Origin of the sequence: Pseudomonas sp. BO3-4 (assembly GCF_034044115.1) — a bacterium.
GTDB lineage: Bacteria > Pseudomonadota > Gammaproteobacteria > Pseudomonadales > Pseudomonadaceae > Aquipseudomonas > Aquipseudomonas alloputida.
In genome coordinates, this window is the sequence record NZ_CP139018.1 from 5,257,369 (window position 1) to 5,276,030 (window position 18,662).

Annotated in this window: 16 protein-coding genes; 7 read left to right on the forward strand and 9 right to left on the reverse strand. The window is 61.6% G+C overall.

Translation table 11 applies throughout. The features are described 5' to 3' along the window. Positions 1 to 50 precede the first annotated feature (50 nt). Positions 51 to 1,211 carry a Do family serine endopeptidase AlgW gene (gene algW, locus REH59_RS24195; RefSeq protein ID WP_003251794.1) on the forward strand — a complete coding sequence of 387 codons (1,161 nt, stop codon included), beginning with the start codon at positions 51 to 53 and terminating at the stop codon, positions 1,209 to 1,211. A gap of 170 nt (positions 1,212 to 1,381) precedes the next feature. On the opposite strand, the gene REH59_RS24200 is transcribed toward algW, so the two are convergent. From REH59_RS24200 to REH59_RS24215, 4 genes are all read right to left on the reverse strand, one after another. Then, a complete protein-coding gene (locus REH59_RS24200) occupies positions 1,382 to 2,146 on the reverse strand; it encodes an amino acid ABC transporter ATP-binding protein (RefSeq protein ID WP_003251792.1) in 765 nt (254 codons plus the stop codon). 10 nt (positions 2,147 to 2,156) lie between these two features. Beyond that, positions 2,157 to 3,254, reverse strand: coding sequence for an amino acid ABC transporter permease (locus REH59_RS24205; RefSeq protein WP_003251789.1), 1,098 nt, complete (start codon positions 3,252 to 3,254; stop codon positions 2,157 to 2,159). A gap of 10 nt (positions 3,255 to 3,264) precedes the next feature. Next, positions 3,265 to 4,443, reverse strand: coding sequence for an amino acid ABC transporter permease (locus tag REH59_RS24210; protein ID WP_014859325.1), 1,179 nt, complete (start codon positions 4,441 to 4,443; stop codon positions 3,265 to 3,267). 67 nt (positions 4,444 to 4,510) lie between these two features. Then, complete coding sequence (locus REH59_RS24215) at positions 4,511 to 5,539, reverse strand: amino acid ABC transporter substrate-binding protein (RefSeq protein WP_014859324.1); 1,029 nt, start codon at positions 5,537 to 5,539, stop codon at positions 4,511 to 4,513. A 332-nt stretch (positions 5,540 to 5,871) separates the two neighbouring features. Here REH59_RS24215 and REH59_RS24220 point away from each other — a divergent pair, with 332 nt between their 5' ends. After that, positions 5,872 to 6,528 (forward strand): alpha/beta hydrolase, encoded by a 657-nt coding sequence (locus REH59_RS24220; RefSeq protein ID WP_003251782.1) that lies wholly within the window; start codon positions 5,872 to 5,874, stop codon positions 6,526 to 6,528. 100 nt (positions 6,529 to 6,628) lie between these two features. Continuing rightward, positions 6,629 to 8,071 (forward strand): ATP-dependent RNA helicase RhlB, encoded by a 1,443-nt coding sequence (gene rhlB / locus REH59_RS24225; protein WP_010952422.1) that lies wholly within the window; start codon positions 6,629 to 6,631, stop codon positions 8,069 to 8,071. Between the two features lie 573 nt (positions 8,072 to 8,644). Here the strand turns inward: rhlB and moaE are convergent. From moaE to REH59_RS24250, 5 genes are all read right to left on the reverse strand, one after another. Further along, on the reverse strand, positions 8,645 to 9,091 hold the full coding sequence (gene moaE, locus REH59_RS24230; protein WP_014860718.1) for a molybdopterin synthase catalytic subunit MoaE: 447 nt from the start codon (positions 9,089 to 9,091) through the stop codon (positions 8,645 to 8,647). Between the two features lie 2 nt (positions 9,092 to 9,093). After that, positions 9,094 to 9,339: a molybdopterin converting factor subunit 1 gene (moaD, locus tag REH59_RS24235; RefSeq protein ID WP_003251777.1), complete on the reverse strand. Its 246-nt coding sequence runs from the start codon at positions 9,337 to 9,339 to the stop codon at positions 9,094 to 9,096. After that, positions 9,339 to 9,809, reverse strand: a complete 471-nt coding sequence (gene moaC / locus REH59_RS24240) for a cyclic pyranopterin monophosphate synthase MoaC (protein ID WP_003251775.1) — start codon at positions 9,807 to 9,809, stop codon at positions 9,339 to 9,341. Before moaC ends, moaD begins: the two co-directional genes overlap by 1 nt. A 195-nt stretch (positions 9,810 to 10,004) precedes the next feature. After that, positions 10,005 to 11,399, reverse strand: coding sequence for a PhoH family protein (locus tag REH59_RS24245; RefSeq protein WP_003251772.1), 1,395 nt, complete (start codon positions 11,397 to 11,399; stop codon positions 10,005 to 10,007). Positions 11,400 to 11,680: 281 nt separating this feature from the next. After that, on the reverse strand, positions 11,681 to 12,808 hold the full coding sequence (locus tag REH59_RS24250) for a polysaccharide deacetylase family protein (RefSeq protein ID WP_014860717.1): 1,128 nt from the start codon (positions 12,806 to 12,808) through the stop codon (positions 11,681 to 11,683). A gap of 137 nt (positions 12,809 to 12,945) precedes the next feature. On the opposite strand from REH59_RS24250, the gene yaaA reads away from it, so the two are divergent. The 4 genes from yaaA to REH59_RS24270 all read left to right on the forward strand — a co-directional run bounded on the left by yaaA (position 12,946) and on the right by REH59_RS24270 (position 18,652). After that, positions 12,946 to 13,725 carry a peroxide stress protein YaaA gene (yaaA, locus tag REH59_RS24255; protein WP_014860716.1) on the forward strand — a complete coding sequence of 260 codons (780 nt, stop codon included), beginning with the start codon at positions 12,946 to 12,948 and terminating at the stop codon, positions 13,723 to 13,725. A gap of 838 nt (positions 13,726 to 14,563) precedes the next feature. Further along, a complete protein-coding gene (locus REH59_RS24260; RefSeq protein ID WP_004577139.1) occupies positions 14,564 to 15,880 on the forward strand; it encodes a nucleotide sugar dehydrogenase in 1,317 nt (438 codons plus the stop codon). 86 nt (positions 15,881 to 15,966) lie between these two features. Beyond that, a complete protein-coding gene (locus tag REH59_RS24265) occupies positions 15,967 to 17,448 on the forward strand; it encodes a glycosyltransferase family 2 protein (protein ID WP_128573713.1) in 1,482 nt (493 codons plus the stop codon). Positions 17,449 to 17,485: 37 nt separating this feature from the next. Then, positions 17,486 to 18,652 carry a PilZ domain-containing protein gene (locus REH59_RS24270; RefSeq protein ID WP_014860714.1) on the forward strand — a complete coding sequence of 389 codons (1,167 nt, stop codon included), beginning with the start codon at positions 17,486 to 17,488 and terminating at the stop codon, positions 18,650 to 18,652. The last annotated feature ends 10 nt before the right edge of the window (positions 18,653 to 18,662 follow it).

Sequence of the window (18,662 nt, forward strand, 5' to 3'; positions counted from 1 at the left end):
TCATGCCCCACTGCCAGGCCGCTGGCCCCTGCTCTTTTCAGGATTCGTTCATGTTCAAGGCTTTGCGTTACTTCGGCTGGCCCCTGCTTACCGGCATACTGATCGCCATGCTGATCATCCAGCGTTTTCCGCAATGGGTCGGGCTGCCCAGCCAGGACGTCAACCTGCAGCAAGCGCCACAGACCACGCGGATCATGCAAGGCCCGGTGTCGTACGCCGACGCCGTGACCCTGGCCGCCCCGGCGGTGGCCAACCTGTACACCACCAAGGTGGTGAACAAAAGCGCCCACCCGCTGTTCGAAGACCCGCAGTTCCGCCGCTTCTTCGGCGATAACCTGCCCAAACAGCGCCGCTGGGAATCAAGCCTGGGTTCGGCGGTAATCATGAGCCCAGAGGGCTACCTGCTAACCAACAACCATGTCACCAGCGGCGCCGACCAGATCGTCGTAGCCCTGAAGGATGGCCGCGAAACCTTGGCCCGCGTGATCGGCAGCGACCCAGAAACCGACCTGGCGGTGCTGAAGATCGACTTGAAGAACCTGCCGGCGATCACCATCGGCCGTTCCGACACCATTCACATCGGCGACGTGTCGCTGGCCATCGGCAACCCGTTCGGCGTCGGCCAGACGGTGACCATGGGCATCATCAGCGCCACTGGCCGCAACCAGCTGGGGCTGAACAACTACGAAGACTTCATCCAGACCGACGCGGCGATCAACCCGGGCAACTCCGGTGGCGCGCTGGTGGATGCCAATGGCAACCTGATCGGCATCAATACCGCGATCTTTTCCAAGTCCGGTGGCTCGCAGGGCATCGGCTTCGCCATCCCGGTAAAACTGGCACTGGAGGTGATGAAGTCGATCGTCGAACACGGCCAGGTGATCCGTGGATGGCTGGGTATCGAAGTACAGCCACTGAGCCAGGAGCTGGCAGAGTCGTTCGGCATGAAGGACCGCCCAGGCATCGTGGTGGCGGGTATCTTCCGCGAAGGGCCAGCGGCCAAGGCCGGGCTGCAACTGGGTGACGTGATCCTGAGCATCAATGGCGAGCCGGCCGGCGACGGGCGCAAGTCGATGAACCAGGTTGCGCGGATCAAACCCAACGAGAAGATCACCATCGAGGTGATGCGCAACGGTCAGCAATTGAAGCTGATCGCCGAGGTGGGGCTGCGGCCGCCGCCGGCGCCGGCTGTAACGCAAGAAGAAAAGTAAGGTGAGGCCTTAAGCCGTTCCGCAACCCTGTGGGAGCGGCCTTGCGTCGCGATGGGCCGCCTAGCGGCCCCAAAATTTCAGCTTCGCAGGGCATATGCCCGGGGCCGCTTTGCGGCCCATCGCGACACAAGGCCGCTCCACAGTTGGCCGAGTCTGCTGCCGCTACTGCATCAATGCAGGATCTGGCTGAGGAACAACTTGGTCCGGTCACTGCGCGGCCGGTCGAAGAAGTCATCCGGCGCGGCCTGCTCCACAATCTCGCCCTTGTCCATGAAGATAACCCGGTTCGCCACGGTACGGGCAAAGCCCATCTCGTGGGTCACGCAGAGCATGGTCATGCCATCCTCGGCCAGGCCCACCATGGTATCGAGCACTTCCTTGACCATTTCCGGGTCCAGTGCCGAGGTCGGTTCGTCGAACAGCATGATCTTGGGCTTCATGCACAACGCGCGGGCAATGGCCACACGCTGCTGCTGGCCGCCAGACAACTGACCAGGGTACTTGTGTGCCTGCTCCGGAATCCGCACACGCTCCAGGTAGTGCATGGCAATTTCCTCGGCCTTGCGCCGTGGCATCTTGCGCACCCACATCGGCGCCAGGGTGCAGTTCTCCAGGATGCTCAGGTGCGGGAACAGGTTGAAGTGCTGGAACACCATGCCCACCTCGCGGCGGATTGCCTCGATCTGCTTGAGGTCGTTGGTCAGCTCCACGCCATCGACCACGATGCGCCCTTGCTGGTGCTCTTCCAGGCGGTTAAGGCAGCGGATGGTGGTGGACTTGCCCGAGCCGGACGGCCCGCACAGCACGATACGCTCGCCCTGGCGCACGTTCAGGTTGATGTCCTTGAGCACATGGAACTGGCCGTACCACTTGTTCACACCCTGCATCTGGATGATGCCTTCGGGGCCAGCAGGCTGCTTGATCGCTTCACTCATTTCGAAACTCCTAACGCTTGTGGCCAGTGTCCAGCTTGCGCTCCAGATGCATGGAGTAGCGGGACATACCGAAACAGAAAATCCAGAACACCAGGGCGGCGAACACGTAGCCCTCGGTGGCCATGCCCAACCAGGCGGGGTCTGCGGCTGCTTGCTTGACGCTGTTGAGCAGGTCGAACAGGCCGATGATGATCACCAGGCTGGTGTCCTTGAACAGGGCAATGAAGGTGTTGACGATGCCGGGGATCACAAGCTTCAGCGCCTGCGGCAAGATCACCAGCCCCATCGAGCGCCAGTAGCCAAGGCCCATGGCCGCGGCGGCTTCGTACTGGCCCTTGGGGATGGCCTGCAGGCCGCCGCGCACCACCTCGGCGATGTACGCCGACTGGAACAGGATCACACCAATCATCGCCCGCAGCAGCTTGTCGAAGCTCATGCCTTCTGGCAGGAACAACGGCAGCATCACCGACGACATGAACAGCACGGTGATCAGCGGTACGCCTCGCCAGAACTCGATGAAGGTCACGCACACCACTTTCACGGCCGGCATCCTCGAACGCCGGCCCAGTGCCAGCAGGATGCCCAGCGGCAAGGCGCCGACGATGCCCACGGTGGCGATCACCAGGGTCAGCATCAGCCCGCCCCACTGGCTGGTCGGTACGCTTTCCAGGCCCAGGTACCCACCGTGCAGCAGGGTATAGGCCAGTACCGGGTACAGCACCAGGAAGCCCAGGCCATAGAAGGCTTTGCGCGGGAAACGCTTGATGAACAACGGCGCGGCGCCGAGCACGGCAAGCCACACGGTCAGGTCCACACGCCAGCGCAGCTCAGTCGGGTAATAGCCGTACATGAACTGGCCAAAGCGCTGCTGCACGAACACCCAGCAGGCACCGTCCTTGGTGCAATCGGCGCGCGTGGTGCCGACCCAGTTGGCATCGATCAACGCCCACTGCAGCAACGGCGGTACGATCAGCCACACCAGGTAGAGGGCGAACAGGGTCAACAGCGTGTTGAGCCAGCTGGAAAACAGATTGGCACGCATCCATGCGAGCACGCCGACGGTTTTCACCGGTGGCGGCATATCGGGTTTGAAAACATGGGCATTCACGGGCGTATCCTCACCGCTCGATCAGCGCAATGCGCTTGTTGTACCAGTTCATCAGCAGCGAAATGCTGATGCTGATGGCGAGATAGACACTCATGGTGATGGCGATCACCTCGATGGCCTGGCCGGTCTGATTGAGCACGGTGCCGGCGAACAGCGAGACCATCTCCGGGTAGCCGATACCGGCCGCCAGCGAAGAGTTCTTCGCCAGGTTGAGGTATTGGCTGGTCAGCGGCGGAATGATCACCCGCAGTGCCTGGGGAATGATCACCTTGCGCAGGGTCGGGCCCTCGCGCAGGCCCAGCGAGCGCGCGGCTTCGGTCTGGCCATGGCTGACCGAACGGATGCCGGAACGCACGATCTCGGCGATGAAGGCTGCCGTATAGATAGTCAGCGCCAGGGTCAGCGCCAGCAACTCGGGGATCAGCACCCAGCCACCGACAAAGTTGAAGCCTTTGAGCTGCGGCACCTCCCAGCTGACCGGGCTGCCGAACAGCAACACGCTCAGCCCTGGGATGGCGATGAACAGCGCCAGGCCCACCCAGAACTTGTGGAATGGCACGCCGGTCTCGTCGAAGCGCTTGTTGGCAAAGCGCACCATCACCACGATCGCGACAATCGCTACTGCCAGGGCCACCACGAATGGCCAGAAACCGTCGGCCATCGACGCACCCGGCATGTTCAGGCCGCGGTTGCTGATGAAGAACATGTCGTCGATGTTGATGCTGCCCCGCGGTCCCGGCAGGGTCAGGAACACGGCGAAGTACCAGAACAGAATCTGCAGCAACGGCGGAATGTTGCGGAAGGTTTCCACATACACGGTTGCCAGTTTGCTGATCATCCAGTTCGGTGACAGGCGCGCTACACCGATGATGAAGCCCAGTATCGTCGCCAGAATGACGCCGATGAAGGTCACCAACAGCGTATTGAGCAGGCCGATGACGAACACCCGCGCATAACTGTCGGATTCCACATAGGGGATCAGGTGCTGGGCGATGCCGAAGCCGGCACTGCGGTCGAGGAAGTCGAAGCCCGAGGTAATGCCCCGGTGTTGCAGGTTGGTTTGCGTGTTGTGAAACAGGTACCAGCCCAGGCCGACCACGAAGACGATCGTGAGGATCTGGAACAGCCACGCGCGCACACGCGGATCGTTAAGGGACAAGCCCTTGGGTGCGCCGATTTGATTTTGCATGAAGTGCCCCGGACAGTAGGGATTCGAACAGCCTGCGGCGGCGGGATGCCGCCGCAGGATGCAGCCATCAGCGCACTGGAGGCGCGTACTGGATGCCGCCGTTGTTCCACAGGGCGTTCATGCCACGGTCGATCTTCAAGTCAGTGCTCTGGCCCAGGTTCTTCTCGAACACTTCGCCATAGTTACCCACTTGCTTGACGATCTGCACTACCCAGTCTTTGGGCAGCTTGAGGTCCTTGCCATACTCGCCATCCGCACCCAGCAGTCGGGCGACATCCGGGTTCTTGGTGGCCTTGGCCTCGGCCTCGACGTTCTTGGAAGTGATGCCCGCTTCTTCGGCATTGAGCATGGCGAACAGGGTCCACTTGACGATGCTGAACCACTCCTCGTCGCCTTTACGCACTACCGGGCCCAGTGGCTCCTTGGAGATGGTTTCCGGCAACACCACGTAGTCGGTCGGCGCAGCCAGCTTGGAGCGCTGGGCGAACAGCTGCGATTTGTCCGAAGTCAGCACGTCGCAACGGCCAGACTCCAGCGATTTGGCGCTCTCGTCAGAGGTGTCGAAGGTAATCGGGGTGTACTTCAGGCCATTGGCACGGAAGAAGTCCGACACGTTCAGCTCGGTGGTGGTACCGGCCTGGATGCAGATGGTCGCGCCATCGAGCTCTTTGGCGCTGGAAACGCCAAGCTTCTTGTTGACCAGGAAGCCGACGCCGTCATAGTAGGTAACACCCGCGAACACCAGGCCCATGCCGGCATCGCGCGAGCTGGTCCAGGTGGTGTTGCGCGACAGCACGTCGACCTCGCCCGACTGCAGGGCAGTGAAGCGTTCCTTGGCGTTGAGCTGGCTGAACTTGACCTTGGTGGCATCACCGAACACGGCGGCGGCCACGGCGCGGCAGACATCGGCATCGATGCCGACGATCTTGCCCTGCGCATCAGGTACCGAGAAGCCTGGAAGACCGTCGCTCACGCCACACTGGACGAAGCCCTTCTTCTTGACCGCATCATAGGTGGCGCCGGCCTGGGCAGTGCTCACGGCGCCCAGCGCGGCGGCAGCGGTCAGGACTGCCAGGGTGGTTTTCAACATCTTCATTCACAACCTCCAAATCGCTCTTGTTGTATCGAGCCGGAATTGCACCGCACCCTTTTGAGGCGTATCCGACCCGTATTGGCTTGTTATTGGGTCAATTGGCGCAATGGACTGTTCTGTGACAGCCTTCGCGTGCAGAGGGTGTTACCGTCACGGCCTGCCCTTTGCATCACAGGTGTAGTTGCAAACCGCGTACCAAATTTTCTGGCTGTAGCGTTTAAGCGCTCGTCAAGTAGGAAAAGTTGTATCGTTGCGACATTCTTTTTCCGACAATCATTTCCGGTGCTTTCTTTTCACGCACGCCATAACAAGACCCGCACACTTTCGGAGCAGTCATGACCAACCCGCTGATTCTCGAACCACAGAAAACCGCTGACGCCTGTGTGATCTGGTTGCACGGTCTGGGGGCCGACCGTTACGACTTCCTACCTGTGGCCGAATTCATGCAGGAGCGCTTGCTCAGCACACGCTTCATCATGCCCCAGGCACCGACCCGCCCCGTGACCATCAACGGCGGCTATGCCATGCCCAGCTGGTATGACATCAAGGCCATGACCCCGGCCCGTGCCATCGACGAAGCGCAGCTGGAAGCGTCTGCCGAGCAGGTGGTTGCGCTGATCAAGGCCGAGCAGGCCAAAGGCATCAACCTGTCGCGGATCTTCCTGGCCGGCTTCTCCCAGGGCGGCGCGGTGGTGCTGCACACTGCCTATATAAAGTGGCAGGAAGCACTGGGTGGGGTGATCGCCCTGTCCACCTATGCCCCCACCTTCAATGACCAGCATCAGTTGAGTGCCTGCCAGCAGCGCACACCGGCCCTGTGCCTGCATGGCGTGCATGACCCGGTGGTCATCCCGTCCATGGGCCGTACCGCCTTCGAGTACCTGAACACCTGGGGCGTCGCTGCCCGCTGGTACGAATACCCGATGGAACACGAAGTGGTGGTCGAAGAACTGAACGATATCCACGACTGGCTGAGCAAGCAGCTGCAATAGGCAGCCTCGCTTGTAGTTGTGGGCGTATTCCGCTACGCCGCGCCCGGATCTTGCATTACACTGCCCGGCGTACATTCCTTAATCAGTTGATGAGACGACCGTGCTCAAAGCACTCAGAAAAATATTCGGCAAGGGAGAGGCCGCGCCACAAGCCGCCGCTCCTGCTGCCAGCGTGACGCCGGAAGCCCGGCCCGCGGCAAAACCGGCCGCACCCCATGCCAACCCCGCCCCCAAGGCTGAGCAACCTGCCGCCGCGACGCCACCTGCCGATCAACCGGCCAAGGACAAACCGCGCCGCGAACGCAAGCCCAAGCCACAGGCCAGCCTGTGGAAGCCCGAAGACTTCGTGGTCGAGCCGCAGGAAGGCAAAACCCGCTTCCACGACTTCAAGCTGTCCAACGAGCTGATGCACGCCATCCACGACCTGGGCTTCCCGTACTGCACGCCAATCCAGGCGCAGGTCCTGGGTTACACCCTGCGTGGCCAGGACGCTATCGGCCGGGCCCAGACGGGCACCGGCAAGACGGCCGCCTTCCTGATCTCGATCATTTCCCAGTTGCAGCAGACGCCACCGCCTAAAGAGCGCTACATGGGCGAACCGCGCGCGCTGATCATCGCCCCTACCCGCGAGCTGGTGGTGCAGATCGCCAAGGACGCCGCTGCCCTGACCAAGTACACCGGCCTGAACGTGATGAGCTTCGTCGGTGGCATGGACTTCGACAAGCAGCTCAAAGCCCTGGAAGCGCGCCACTGCGATATCCTGGTGGCCACCCCGGGCCGCCTGCTGGACTTCAACCAGCGTGGCGAAGTGCACCTGGACATGGTCGAGGTGATGGTGCTTGACGAAGCCGACCGCATGCTCGACATGGGCTTCATCCCCCAGGTCCGCCAAATCATTCGTCAGACACCGCCGAAAAGCGAGCGCCAGACCCTGCTGTTCTCCGCCACCTTCACCGACGATGTGATGAACCTGGCCAAGCAGTGGACCACCAACCCGGCCATCGTCGAGATCGAGCCGGAGAACGTGGCCAGCGAAACGGTGGAGCAGCACGTGTATGCGGTGGCCGGCAGCGACAAGTACAAACTGCTGTACAACCTGGTGACCCAGAACAAGTGGGAACGGGTGATGGTGTTCGCCAACCGCAAGGACGAAGTGCGGCGCATCGAGGAAAAGCTGGTACGCGACGGTATCAATGCGGCCCAGCTGTCGGGCGACGTGCCGCAGCACAAGCGTATCCGAACCCTGGAGAGCTTCCGCGAAGGGCGCATCACCGTGCTGGTGGCCACCGACGTGGCCGGGCGCGGGATCCATATCGATGGCATCAGCCACGTGATCAACTTCACCCTGCCGGAAGACCCTGACGACTACGTGCACCGCATTGGCCGTACCGGCCGTGCCGGCACCAGTGGTGTGTCGATCAGCTTTGCCGGTGAGGATGACTCGTATCAGCTGCCGGCGATCGAAGCGCTGCTGGGGCGCAAGATCAAGTGCGAGATGCCGCCGGATGAACTGCTCAAGCCGGTGCCGCGCAAGCATCACTGACTTCAGCAGGCTACATGCGCCCTGTGGCGGCGGCCTTGTGTCGCGATTGGGCCGCGCAGCGGCCCCGGGATTTCGGCTTTGATGCGGAGATTGTCGGGGGCCGCTACGCGGCCCTTTCGCGACACAAGGCCGCTCCCACACGGCGCCAGCTTTCAGAAATTGAGCAAGACAGTTGCTCCCACAAAGGATCAGCGGCGCCTTGATTACCAGCGGCCCGCCGCATCCTGGTCACTCTGCTTCCCCTCCACCCATCCAGTGGTGTGTCAATCAGCTTTGCTGGTGAAGATGACTCGTATCGTCACTGACCTTCAGCGGGCTACACGCGATCAATCTGTGGGAGCGGCCTTGTGTCGCGATTGGGCTGCGCAGCGGCCCCGGGATGTCGGCTTTGATGCGGAGATTGTAGGGGGGCCGCCACGCGGCCCTTTCGCGACACAGGGTCCCCCCTGTAGGAGCGGGTTTACCCGCGAATACGGTAGTGGCGGCAACGGTGAACGGCGGGTGGAGATTGGCCAGCAGGGCCGGCCCTTTCGCGGGTAAACCCGCTCCTACAGGCGACCGGTGGCGCCTTGATTACCAGCGCCCCGCCGCATCCTGGTCACTTTCCTTCCCCTCCACCCACCTTGGCCCTTCCTGGGTATTCTCCTTCTTCCAGAACGGCGCCCGGGTCTTCAGGTAGTCCATGATGAAGTTGCAGGCATCGAACGCCGCCTGCCGATGGGCACTGGCCACCCCCACGAACACAATCGGTTCGCCCGGCTCCAGCGCACCGATGCGGTGCAGCACCTCCACTTTCAAGAGCGGCCAACGCTGCTCGGCCTCGACCACGATCTTGGCCAGGGCCTTTTCGGTCATGCCCGGATAGTGTTCGAGGAACATCCCCGCCACTTCGCGGCCATCGTTGAAATCCCGCACATAGCCGACAAAACCGACCACCGCGCCCACGCCCACATTGGCTGCATGCATGGCATTGGTCTCAGCCCCCGGGTCGAACGCGCCTTCCTGCACTCGTACAGCCATGTTCAGCCTCCGGTCACCGGTGGGAAGAACGCCACTTCATCGCCCTCTTCCAGCGGTTCATCGAGCTTGCACAGCTCTTCGTTGCGCGCGCACATCAGGTTCTGCTCGGCCAGCACTTCATACTGCCCGCCCTTGGCAACCAAGGCCTGACGCACATCATCGAGCACCTTGAACGCCCCCTCCACCCGCTCGGCATCCACGCCCAACAGTTCGCGGTAACGGGCGAAGTACATCACCTTGACCTTCATCACGCCTCCACCTTGTAATGGCCACTCTTGCCACCGAGTTTTTCCAGCAGGCGCACCTGCTCGATGACCATACCTTTATCCACAGCCTTGCACATGTCATAGATCGTCAGCGCGGCCACGCTGGCGGCGGTCAGCGCCTCCATCTCCACACCGGTCTGCCCGGCCAGCTTGCAGCGGGCGACGATGCGCACGGCGTCCTGCCCCTCGGCGCTGAGCTCGACCTTGACGCTGGTGAGCATCAGCGGGTGGCACAGCGGAATCAGGTCGCTGGTTTTTTTCGCCGCCTGTATCCCGGCAATGCGCGCCACGGCGAACACGTCACCCTTGGGGTGCTCACCGTCGACGATCATCTGCAAGGTCTGCGGCAACATGCGCACCCGCGCCTCGGCGGTAGCCTCGCGCTCGGTCACGGCCTTTTCAGTGACGTCGACCATGTTGGCCCGCCCCTGGGAATCAAGATGTGTCAGCACTGCTCTGCTCCTGTGAAGGGATTTCGCAGTGTAAACCTGTGGGTCAGGTTTGAGCAGAGGTATGTGTCGGCAGGTTTGGCCTCTTCGCGGGCACGCCCGCTCCCACAGGAGCTCCATGGCCTCGCATCAAGTGGAGATCCTGTGAACGGGCGTGTCCACGAAGAGGCCGGGCAGTAATCTGCCCGGCTACAGGGTTTACAAATGAGACTCGGCGTACTCGGCCAGCACCGAGCGAGGCACGCCCTGCAGGGTGATGTGCACGCCGTGGGGGAAGTCCTTGAAGCGCTCGGTCAGGTAGGTCAGGCCCGAGCTGGTCGCGGACAGGTAGGGGGTGTCGATCTGCGCCAGGTTGCCCAGGCAGACCACCTTGGACCCGGAGCCGGCACGGGTGATGATGGTTTTCATCTGGTGCGGCGTCAGGTTCTGGCACTCGTCAATCAGGATCAGGCTCTGCTGGAAGCTGCGGCCACGGATGTAGTTCAGCGACTTGAACTGCAGCGGCACGCGCTCAAGGATGTATTCGACGCTGCCATGGGTGCTTTCGTCATCCATGTGCAAAGCTTCGAGGTTGTCAGTGATGGCGCCCAGCCACGGCTCCATCTTCTCTGCTTCGGTACCCGGCAGGAAGCCAATCTCCTGGTCCAGCCCCTGCACGCTGCGGGTGGCGATGATGCGCCGGTAGCGCTTGCTGACCATGGTCTGCTCGATGGCCGCAGCCAGTGCCAGGATGGTTTTACCGGAGCCGGCGGCGCCGGTCAGGTTCACCAGGTGGATATCCGGGTCCAGCAGGGCAAACAGCGCCAGGCTTTGGTGAATGTCGCGTGGTTTCAGGCCCCAGGCTTCCTGGTGCAGCAACGGCTCCTGGTGCAGGTCGAGCAGCAGCAGTTCGTCGTCACGAATGCCCTTGATCCACCCGACGAAGCCCTGCTCATCGATGATGAACTCATTGACGTGCACAGCTGGCAGGTTGTCGATCATCTGCACCCGATGCCAGGTGCGGCCGCGCTCCTGGCGGGTATCGACCTTGCTCACGCGGTCCCAGAACGAGCCGGTGACCGAATGGTAGCCCTTGGACAGCAAGGACACGTCATCGACCAGTTGGTCGGTGCTGTAGTCCTCAGCCGCTATACCGCAAGCGCGCGCCTTCAGGCGCATGTTGATGTCTTTGGTGACCAGCACGACGTCCAGGTCGGTGCGCCGGGCCCGGACTTCGAGCAACTGGTTGATGATGATGTTGTCGTTGAGGTTTTCCGGCAGCAGCTTGTTCGGCTCGTTGCGCGGGGTCATCAGGATGGACAGGAACCCCTTGGGGCCGCTCTTGTTGCGCTGGATCGGTACGCCCTGCTCGACATCGCTGGGCGAAGCGTCACCGAGGGTCTGGTCTATCAGGCGGATGGCTTGCCGGCATTCGGCGGCGATGCTTTGTTTGCCGGTCTTGAGCTTGTCGAGTTCCTCCAGCACCGTCATCGGGATGGCGACATGGTGCTCCTCGAAGTTCAGTAACGCGTTAGGGTCGTGAATCAGGACGTTGGTATCGAGCACATACAGGATTGGCTTGCTGGAGGAAGGGTTGCGTCCTTGGTCATCCATACTCGGTCACCTTATGTCGAAGCCACACGGCGTGGTCTGTTACGCCGCAGAGTGACTGCCGCTGTTCCCGTATCCGCGTTGTTACGGGCGGGAAGCGAACCTGGCTAGGTGGGCCTGGATGACGCCACCTGTGCTGCAGGAATCGGCTGTCTGGTTTCTTCATACCGCAAAAACCATGACCGAAAAAAGCATTTTTACGCATTTTTGAAGTTTATTTTTCCGATTGACGAAGAGGCCTTGGCGCCAGCGTCAGAGGGGACTACGCTCAAAAGTCATACCCTCTATTCGCGGTATCCATATTCCCGGCAATCCTCCCAGCCGATGCCGCTTTGCGCGGTATTGCGCAGCAACCATTCCACCGCCGGCTGCGCCTTGGGAAGGCTGTCATGAAACTGGATCACGCCCTTGCGCCACAACAGCATCAGGGTCAATACGCGCTGTGCGGACGCTTCTGCGCTCAATGCACCGTCATCCTGGGCATCGATGTCCCACAACGATACCCGCAACTGCTGGCGGGCCATGAACGCTTCGCCGTCAGCCCGGCGCTGGCCATAAGGAGGGCGGAACAGCGGCACATACTGCTCGGGCAGATCAGCCTGCACCCGCGCCTGGCTGCGCCGCAGCGAATCCTGCCAGTCGGTCCACTGCGCATGGGAGCGGTATTCCCACCCCTGGATACCCACGCACTGCCCGCCATAGAGCTGGCGCAAGGCATTTGCCGCCGCGCCATCACGGCGTTGCTGCAAACGGTTACCGAGCGTGAAGAACGTGCCTTCGAGCTTTTGCCGGCGCAGGTAATCGGTGAGTAGATCCGTACTGCCCCCCTCGGGCCCGGGCCCGCCGACAAAGGTCAGCAGGAACATGCGGTCGTTCAGTTCGTCACCCTTGCGCTCACGCGAAGACAACCGCTCGATTTCGCTGCTGGTCTGCGGCAGCAACGCCGCCTTGCGCAGTTGCTCGTCCAGGTAGCGGACATGGAACTGGTGGCTCGGCTCGATCCAGCCGGTATAGAACGCACCGACATCGGCAGCGAACGTCGCCGCTTGTGTACGCAACTCCGCCATGGACGTAACCGGGTAGCAGAATGATGCATCCTGCTCACAACTGCGCTGCGCCTGTTGATAACCCTCCCACAACCGCTGCCACATGCGCGCCCGAACCTGGCGCACCTTCTGCAGGTTGATCTGCCGCAGCCCCAGCCGGGCCGCCAGGCTTGCGTCATCCAGCAACTCGCTTTCGTGCAGCACTTGGGCGAACGACAGGATTTCTGCCCGAGAAGCCACGTCGAACAGCGCCGGGCTGTCCAGCTGTTCGGGCCACAGGCTGCGGTCCAGGCTGACCTGAGGTGAAGGGGCGGCTTGCACGGCCAGGCTCAGCAGGCCGGCCAGCAAGGCAGAAGCAATGCGCACAGTGGAAGGCTCCGCAACGGCAAAACGCGAACTATAGCGCCTGCGCCGACCATGGGCTGTGACTATCGTCGCCATAGTTTGGACTTGTACCGCCCACCCCGTAGAATCCTCGGCCAACGATGCCAGGAGCCGACCCGATGCTGACGGTGATTTCCCCCGCCAAGACCCTCGACTACGACACCCCGCCAGTGACCGAGCGTTTCACCCTGCCCCAGTACCTGGATGAATCCCAGGCCCTGATCCAGCAACTGCGCGAACTGTCGCCAGCGCAGATCAGCGAGCTGATGCACCTGTCCGACAAGCTCGCCGGCCTGAATGCGGCGCGCTTTGGCAGCTGGACCCCAGACTTCACCCCGGCCAATGCCAAGCAGGCGTTGCTGGCGTTCAAGGGTGACGTGTACACCGGCCTCGATGCCGAGAGCCTGAGTGACGACGACTTCAGCTACGCTCAGGACCACCTGCGCATGCTCTCGGGCCTATATGGCCTGCTGCGTCCGCTCGATCTGATGCAGCCCTACCGCCTGGAGATGGGCACCAAGCTGGCCAACGCCCGCGGCAAGGACCTGTACGCCTTCTGGGGCACGCGCATCAGCGAATGGCTGAACCAGGCCCTGGCCGACCAAGGCGATGACGTGCTGTTAAACCTGGCCAGTAACGAGTATTTCAGTGCAGTGAAACGCAGTGCACTGAAGGCCCGGGTGATCAACGTCGACTTCAAGGACCAGAAAAACGGCCAGTACAAGATCATCAGCTTCTACGCCAAGAAAGCCCGCGGCATGATGAGCCGCTTCGTCATCCAACAGCGCATCAGCACCCCGGAACAGCTCAAGCAGTTTGATGCTCAGGGGTACTACTACAGTGCCGAGCAGTCCAAGCCGGACCATTTGGTGTTCCTGCGCGATCACCCCTCGGAGTGACCCTGCCCCTTCACGGCTAAACCCGCTCTTACAGGTAATGCGCTACCTGTAGGAGCGGGTTCACCCGCGAAGAGGCCAGCAGCTCTGCCCCCCCTCTCTGCCCTGCAACAGGGCACGCTGCAAACCGCCATAACGCCATTAATCCGACGCCAAAAATCCAGCACGCCCACCTTTATCGCCAAACGACATAAGACCGTTCATACCTTTTTTGACGAATTCTGAAAAAATTTTTCAGATGCTGGCATAAAAATATCTCGCAACAGTTACGTCCTTCATACACGGGGGTGAAACACCCGCGTGCTATCAATTTGAAACTGTCCGCAACTGAATAAATATTTAGAAATCTTTCATTCGAGCGAAACCGGCTCCGGAACTTCTACCAAAGGCAATCGCTCATAGTGCCGTAACGATTGTCCTGCCTACGGGCTGTGAGAGATGACTTACAGATGACAGCGGCGGGTATCCACTGCCCGCCATGAGAAATTCGACAGGTATCACGGAACCCCCCGAAGACCTTGTCCATGCAGGAGAGACGCGTCCCTTACAAATCGTCCTAGTGGTTGATTTCAAAGGATTTATTCACTTGAAAAAACAAGCACAGCAACGCGCCAAGTAGCGCATTGCAATAAAGACGGCTGCATTTCAGGGCACGTTTTTTAATGAATGGCTATTGAGTGCCAACTTTGAGCGCATAACTTTTTGCGCTCCGGATTTATTTTGCCTGCGCTCGGCGAAGTGTGCATTCGCCATGGATCCGTGCGCCCGAAAACTGTTGTTAATCAACCCAGCCCGGCTCTCTGCGGAGGCGTCGGCGTGATAAACACATGAGGTGATAGCGATGCGTATCAGCATCTTTGGTTTGGGTTATGTGGGTGCAGTCTGTGCAGGCTGCCTGACGGCGCGTGGCCATGAAGTGATCGGTGTGGACGTGTCCAGCACCAAGATCGACCTGATCAACCAGGGCAAGTCGCCCATTGTCGAACCTGGCCTGGAAGCACTGCTGCAACAGGGCATCGCCAATGGCCGCCTGCGCGGCACTACCGACTTCGCCGAAGCCATCCGTGCCAGCGATGTGTCGATGATCTGCGTGGGCACCCCCAGCAAGAAAAACGGCGACCTGGGCCTGGAGTACATCGAGTCGGTATGCCGCGAAATCGGCTACGTGCTGCGTGACACCACCCGCCGTCACACCATCGTGGTGCGCAGCACCGTGCTGCCTGGCACCGTCAAGAACGTGGTCATCCCGATCCTGGAAGATTGCTCGGGCAAGAAGGCCGGTGTCGACTTCGGTGTGGCGGTCAACCCGGAATTCCTGCGTGAAAGCACCGCCATCAAGGACTACGACCAGCCACCGATGACGGTCATCGGCGAACTGGACAGCGCCAGCGGTGACATCCTCCAGGCCCTGTACGAAGAACTCGACGCTCCGGTCATCCGCAAGCCGATCGAAGTGGCCGAGATGATCAAGTACACCTGCAACGTATGGCACGCCACCAAGGTCACCTTCGCCAACGAAATCGGCAACATCGCCAAGGCGGTGGGCGTCGATGGCCGCGAGGTGATGGACGTGGTCTGCCAGGACAAGGTCCTCAACCTGTCCCAGTACTACATGCGCCCTGGCTTCGCCTTCGGCGGCTCTTGCCTGCCCAAGGACGTACGCGCCCTCACCTACCGCGCCGCCAGCCTCGACGTGCGGGCACCGCTGCTCGACTCGCTGATGCGCAGCAACGAATCGCAGGTGCAGAACGCCTTCGAGCTGATCGAAGCCCACGACAAGCGCAAGGTCGCCCTGCTGGGCCTGAGCTTCAAGGCCGGCACCGACGACCTGCGCGAAAGCCCGCTGGTGGAACTGGCCGAGCGCCTGATCGGCAAGGGCTACCAGCTGGACATCTACGACGAGAACGTCCAGTACGCCCGTGTTCACGGTGCCAACAAGGACTACATCGAGTCGAAGATCCCGCACGTGTCGTCGCTGCTCAACGCCAACTTGCAGCAGGTGATCGACAACGCCGACATCATCGTCCTCGGCAACCGTGACGAGCAGTTCCGTGCGCTGGCCCTGCAAGCGCCAGCCGGCAAGCAGGTGATCGACCTGGTCGGCTTCATGAACAAACCGACCAGCACTACCGCCCGTACCGAAGGCATCTGCTGGTAAGTGCCCGGCCGGGCAGCGATGAGGCACTCGACAAGAGCCGCCTCCTCGCTGCCCACCCTTTCCCGAATTCTCGACGGATGCTGAACATGCAAAGGCTCCAGACAGTGCTGTTGCAGTGCGCCGGGTGGCTGCTCTACATGAGCCTGCTCATGCTGATCGCCCTGGCCCTGCCAGCTGATATCTTCGACTCGCAGTCGAAGCACTTCATCTTCCTGGTCGGCGCAGTCGGCATCTGGCGCTACTCCATGGGCGCCACCCATTTCATCCGCGGCATGATCTTCCTCTACGGCGTGTATCCGTACCTGCGCCGCAAGGTGCAGAAAATGGGTAACGCCACCGACCCGTCGCATGTCTACCTGATGGTCACCAGCTTCCGTATCGAAGCGCTGACCACCGCCCAGGTGTACAGCTCGGTGATCCGCGAGGCGATCAACTGCGGCTTCCCCACCACCGTGGTCTGCTCGCTGGTGGAAATGTCCGATGAACTGCTGGTGAAGAGCCTGTGGGCCAAGTACAACCCGCCGGCCCACGTGAAGCTGGACATCGTGCGTATCGCCGGTACCGGCAAGCGCGATGGCCTGGCCTACGGCTTCCGCGCCATCTCGCGCATGCTGCCGGACGACAACGCCGTGGTGGCGGTAATCGACGGTGACACCGTGCTGGCCGACGGCGTGGTACGCAAGACCGTGCCGTGGTTCAAGCTGTTCCCCAATGTGGGCGGCCTGACCACCAATGAATTCTGCGAAGTGCGTGGCGGCTACATCATGAGCGAGTGGCACAAGCTGCGCTTCGCCCAGCGCCACATCAACATGTGCTCGATGGCCCTGTCCAAGCGCGTGCTTACCATGACCGGGCGCATGTCGATGTTCCGCGCCAGTGTGGTGACCAACCCCGAGTTCATCGCCGACGTCGAAAGCGACTCGCTGATGCACTGGCGCCTGGGCCGCTTCAAGTTCCTTACCGGGGACGACAAGTCCAGCTGGTTCAGCCTGATGCGGCTGGGCTACGACACCTTCTACGTGCCGGACGCCGCCATCAACACGGTCGAGCATCCGCCGGAAAAAAGCTTCCTCAAGGCCAGCCGCAAGCTGATGTACCGCTGGTACGGCAACAACCTGCGGCAGAACTCACGGGCACTGGGCCTTGGCCTGCGTCGCCTGGGGCTGTTCACCAGCATCGTGTTGTTCGACCAGCGCGTGTCGATGTGGACCAGCCTGCTGGGCCTGACCGTGGCGGTGATCGCCAGCCTCAAGTTCGGCATGGCCTTCTTGCTGGTGTACCTGCTGTGGATCGGCATCACGCGCCTGATCCTCACCATCATGCTGCTGTGCTCAGGCCACAACGTAGGCCCGGCCTACCCGCTGATTCTCTATTACAACCAGATCATCGGCGCGCTGATGAAGATCTACGTGTTCTTCCGCCTCGACAAGCAGTCGTGGACGCGTCAGCCCACTGCCCTCAAGCGTGACCTCGCCAGCTTTCAACAATGGTTCAACACCTGGTCCTCGCGGACCATGACCTTCTCGGCTGCCAGCATCTTCGTTGCTGTGCTGTTCATGGTCGTGTGAGCCCAACCCGGATCGGATCTAACAGGAACAAACCACCATGAATACCGCCGTGAACGTCAATGTCGTGCATGAGTCCGAAGCCCAGCGCCAACACGCCCGGGTACGCATTCCCGCCAAGCTGCGGTTCCTGGACGCCCAGCGCCAGGTCCACGAAGTCAAGGTCGAAGACCTTTCTGCCGGCGGCCTGAGCTTCCACGCCAAGCAACCGCAGTCGGTGGGCGATGTGCTGCGCGGGCGCCTGCAGTTCGTGGTCGACAACCTGGGCCTGTCGATCGACATCGAGTTCCAGGTGCGCTCGTACAACCCGGACAATGGCCGTATCGGTGCGCAGTTCCAGAACCTTGAACCTCGCGACATCGCCACGTTGCGGCACATCATCACCAGCCACCTGTCGGGTGAGCTGATCAGCATCGGCGACGTACTCAGCACCCTGCAGCGTGACAACTTCACCAAGGCGCGCAAGCAGAAGGACGGTGGGGCGGGCCTTAGCGCCTTCGGCCGTTTCAAGGCAGTCACCGTCACACTGGGCGTGTTCGTGGTCGGCGTTGCGGCCTTCGGCTTCGTCGCCAAATCGTTGTATGGCATGTATTTCGTCAGCCACGCCGAAGCCGGTGTGGTCGCAGTGCCGACCACCAACGTCACCATGCCGCGCGACGGTACCGTAAGCAGCCTGGTCGAAAGCGGTGGGCAGATCGCCAAGGGCGCGCCACTGGCCAGCTTCACCACCAGCATGCTGGACATGCTCAAGGGCAACCTTGAAGACGCACAGCTGGAGCCGGCGAAGATCGAGGAGCTGTTCGGCAAGCAACTGTCCGGCACCCTCACCAGCCCCTGCGATTGCGTGGTCGCGCGCCAGTTGGTGGACGACGGCCAGTACGCCGCCAAGGGCCAGCCGATCTTCCAGCTGATCCCACGCACCACCAACCCGATGGTCGAGGCGCGCTTCAGCTACCGCCAGTTCGACGAGGTCAAGCCGGGTACCCGGGTCAACTTCCAGGTGGCCGGCGAAGACGAAGTGCGCACCGGCCAGATCGTCAGCAGCGCCAGCCTCAACAGCGAAGACCTGTCCTCCGACATCCGCGTGCAGATCAAGCCAGACAGCGGCCTGCCCGCCGAACTGGCCGGCCGCCCGGCCTCGGTCAACAGCGACCGTGGCCCCTCGCTGAACTGGCTGATCGACAAAGCCGTGGCCCGTGGCCTGTGAGGGACGGACA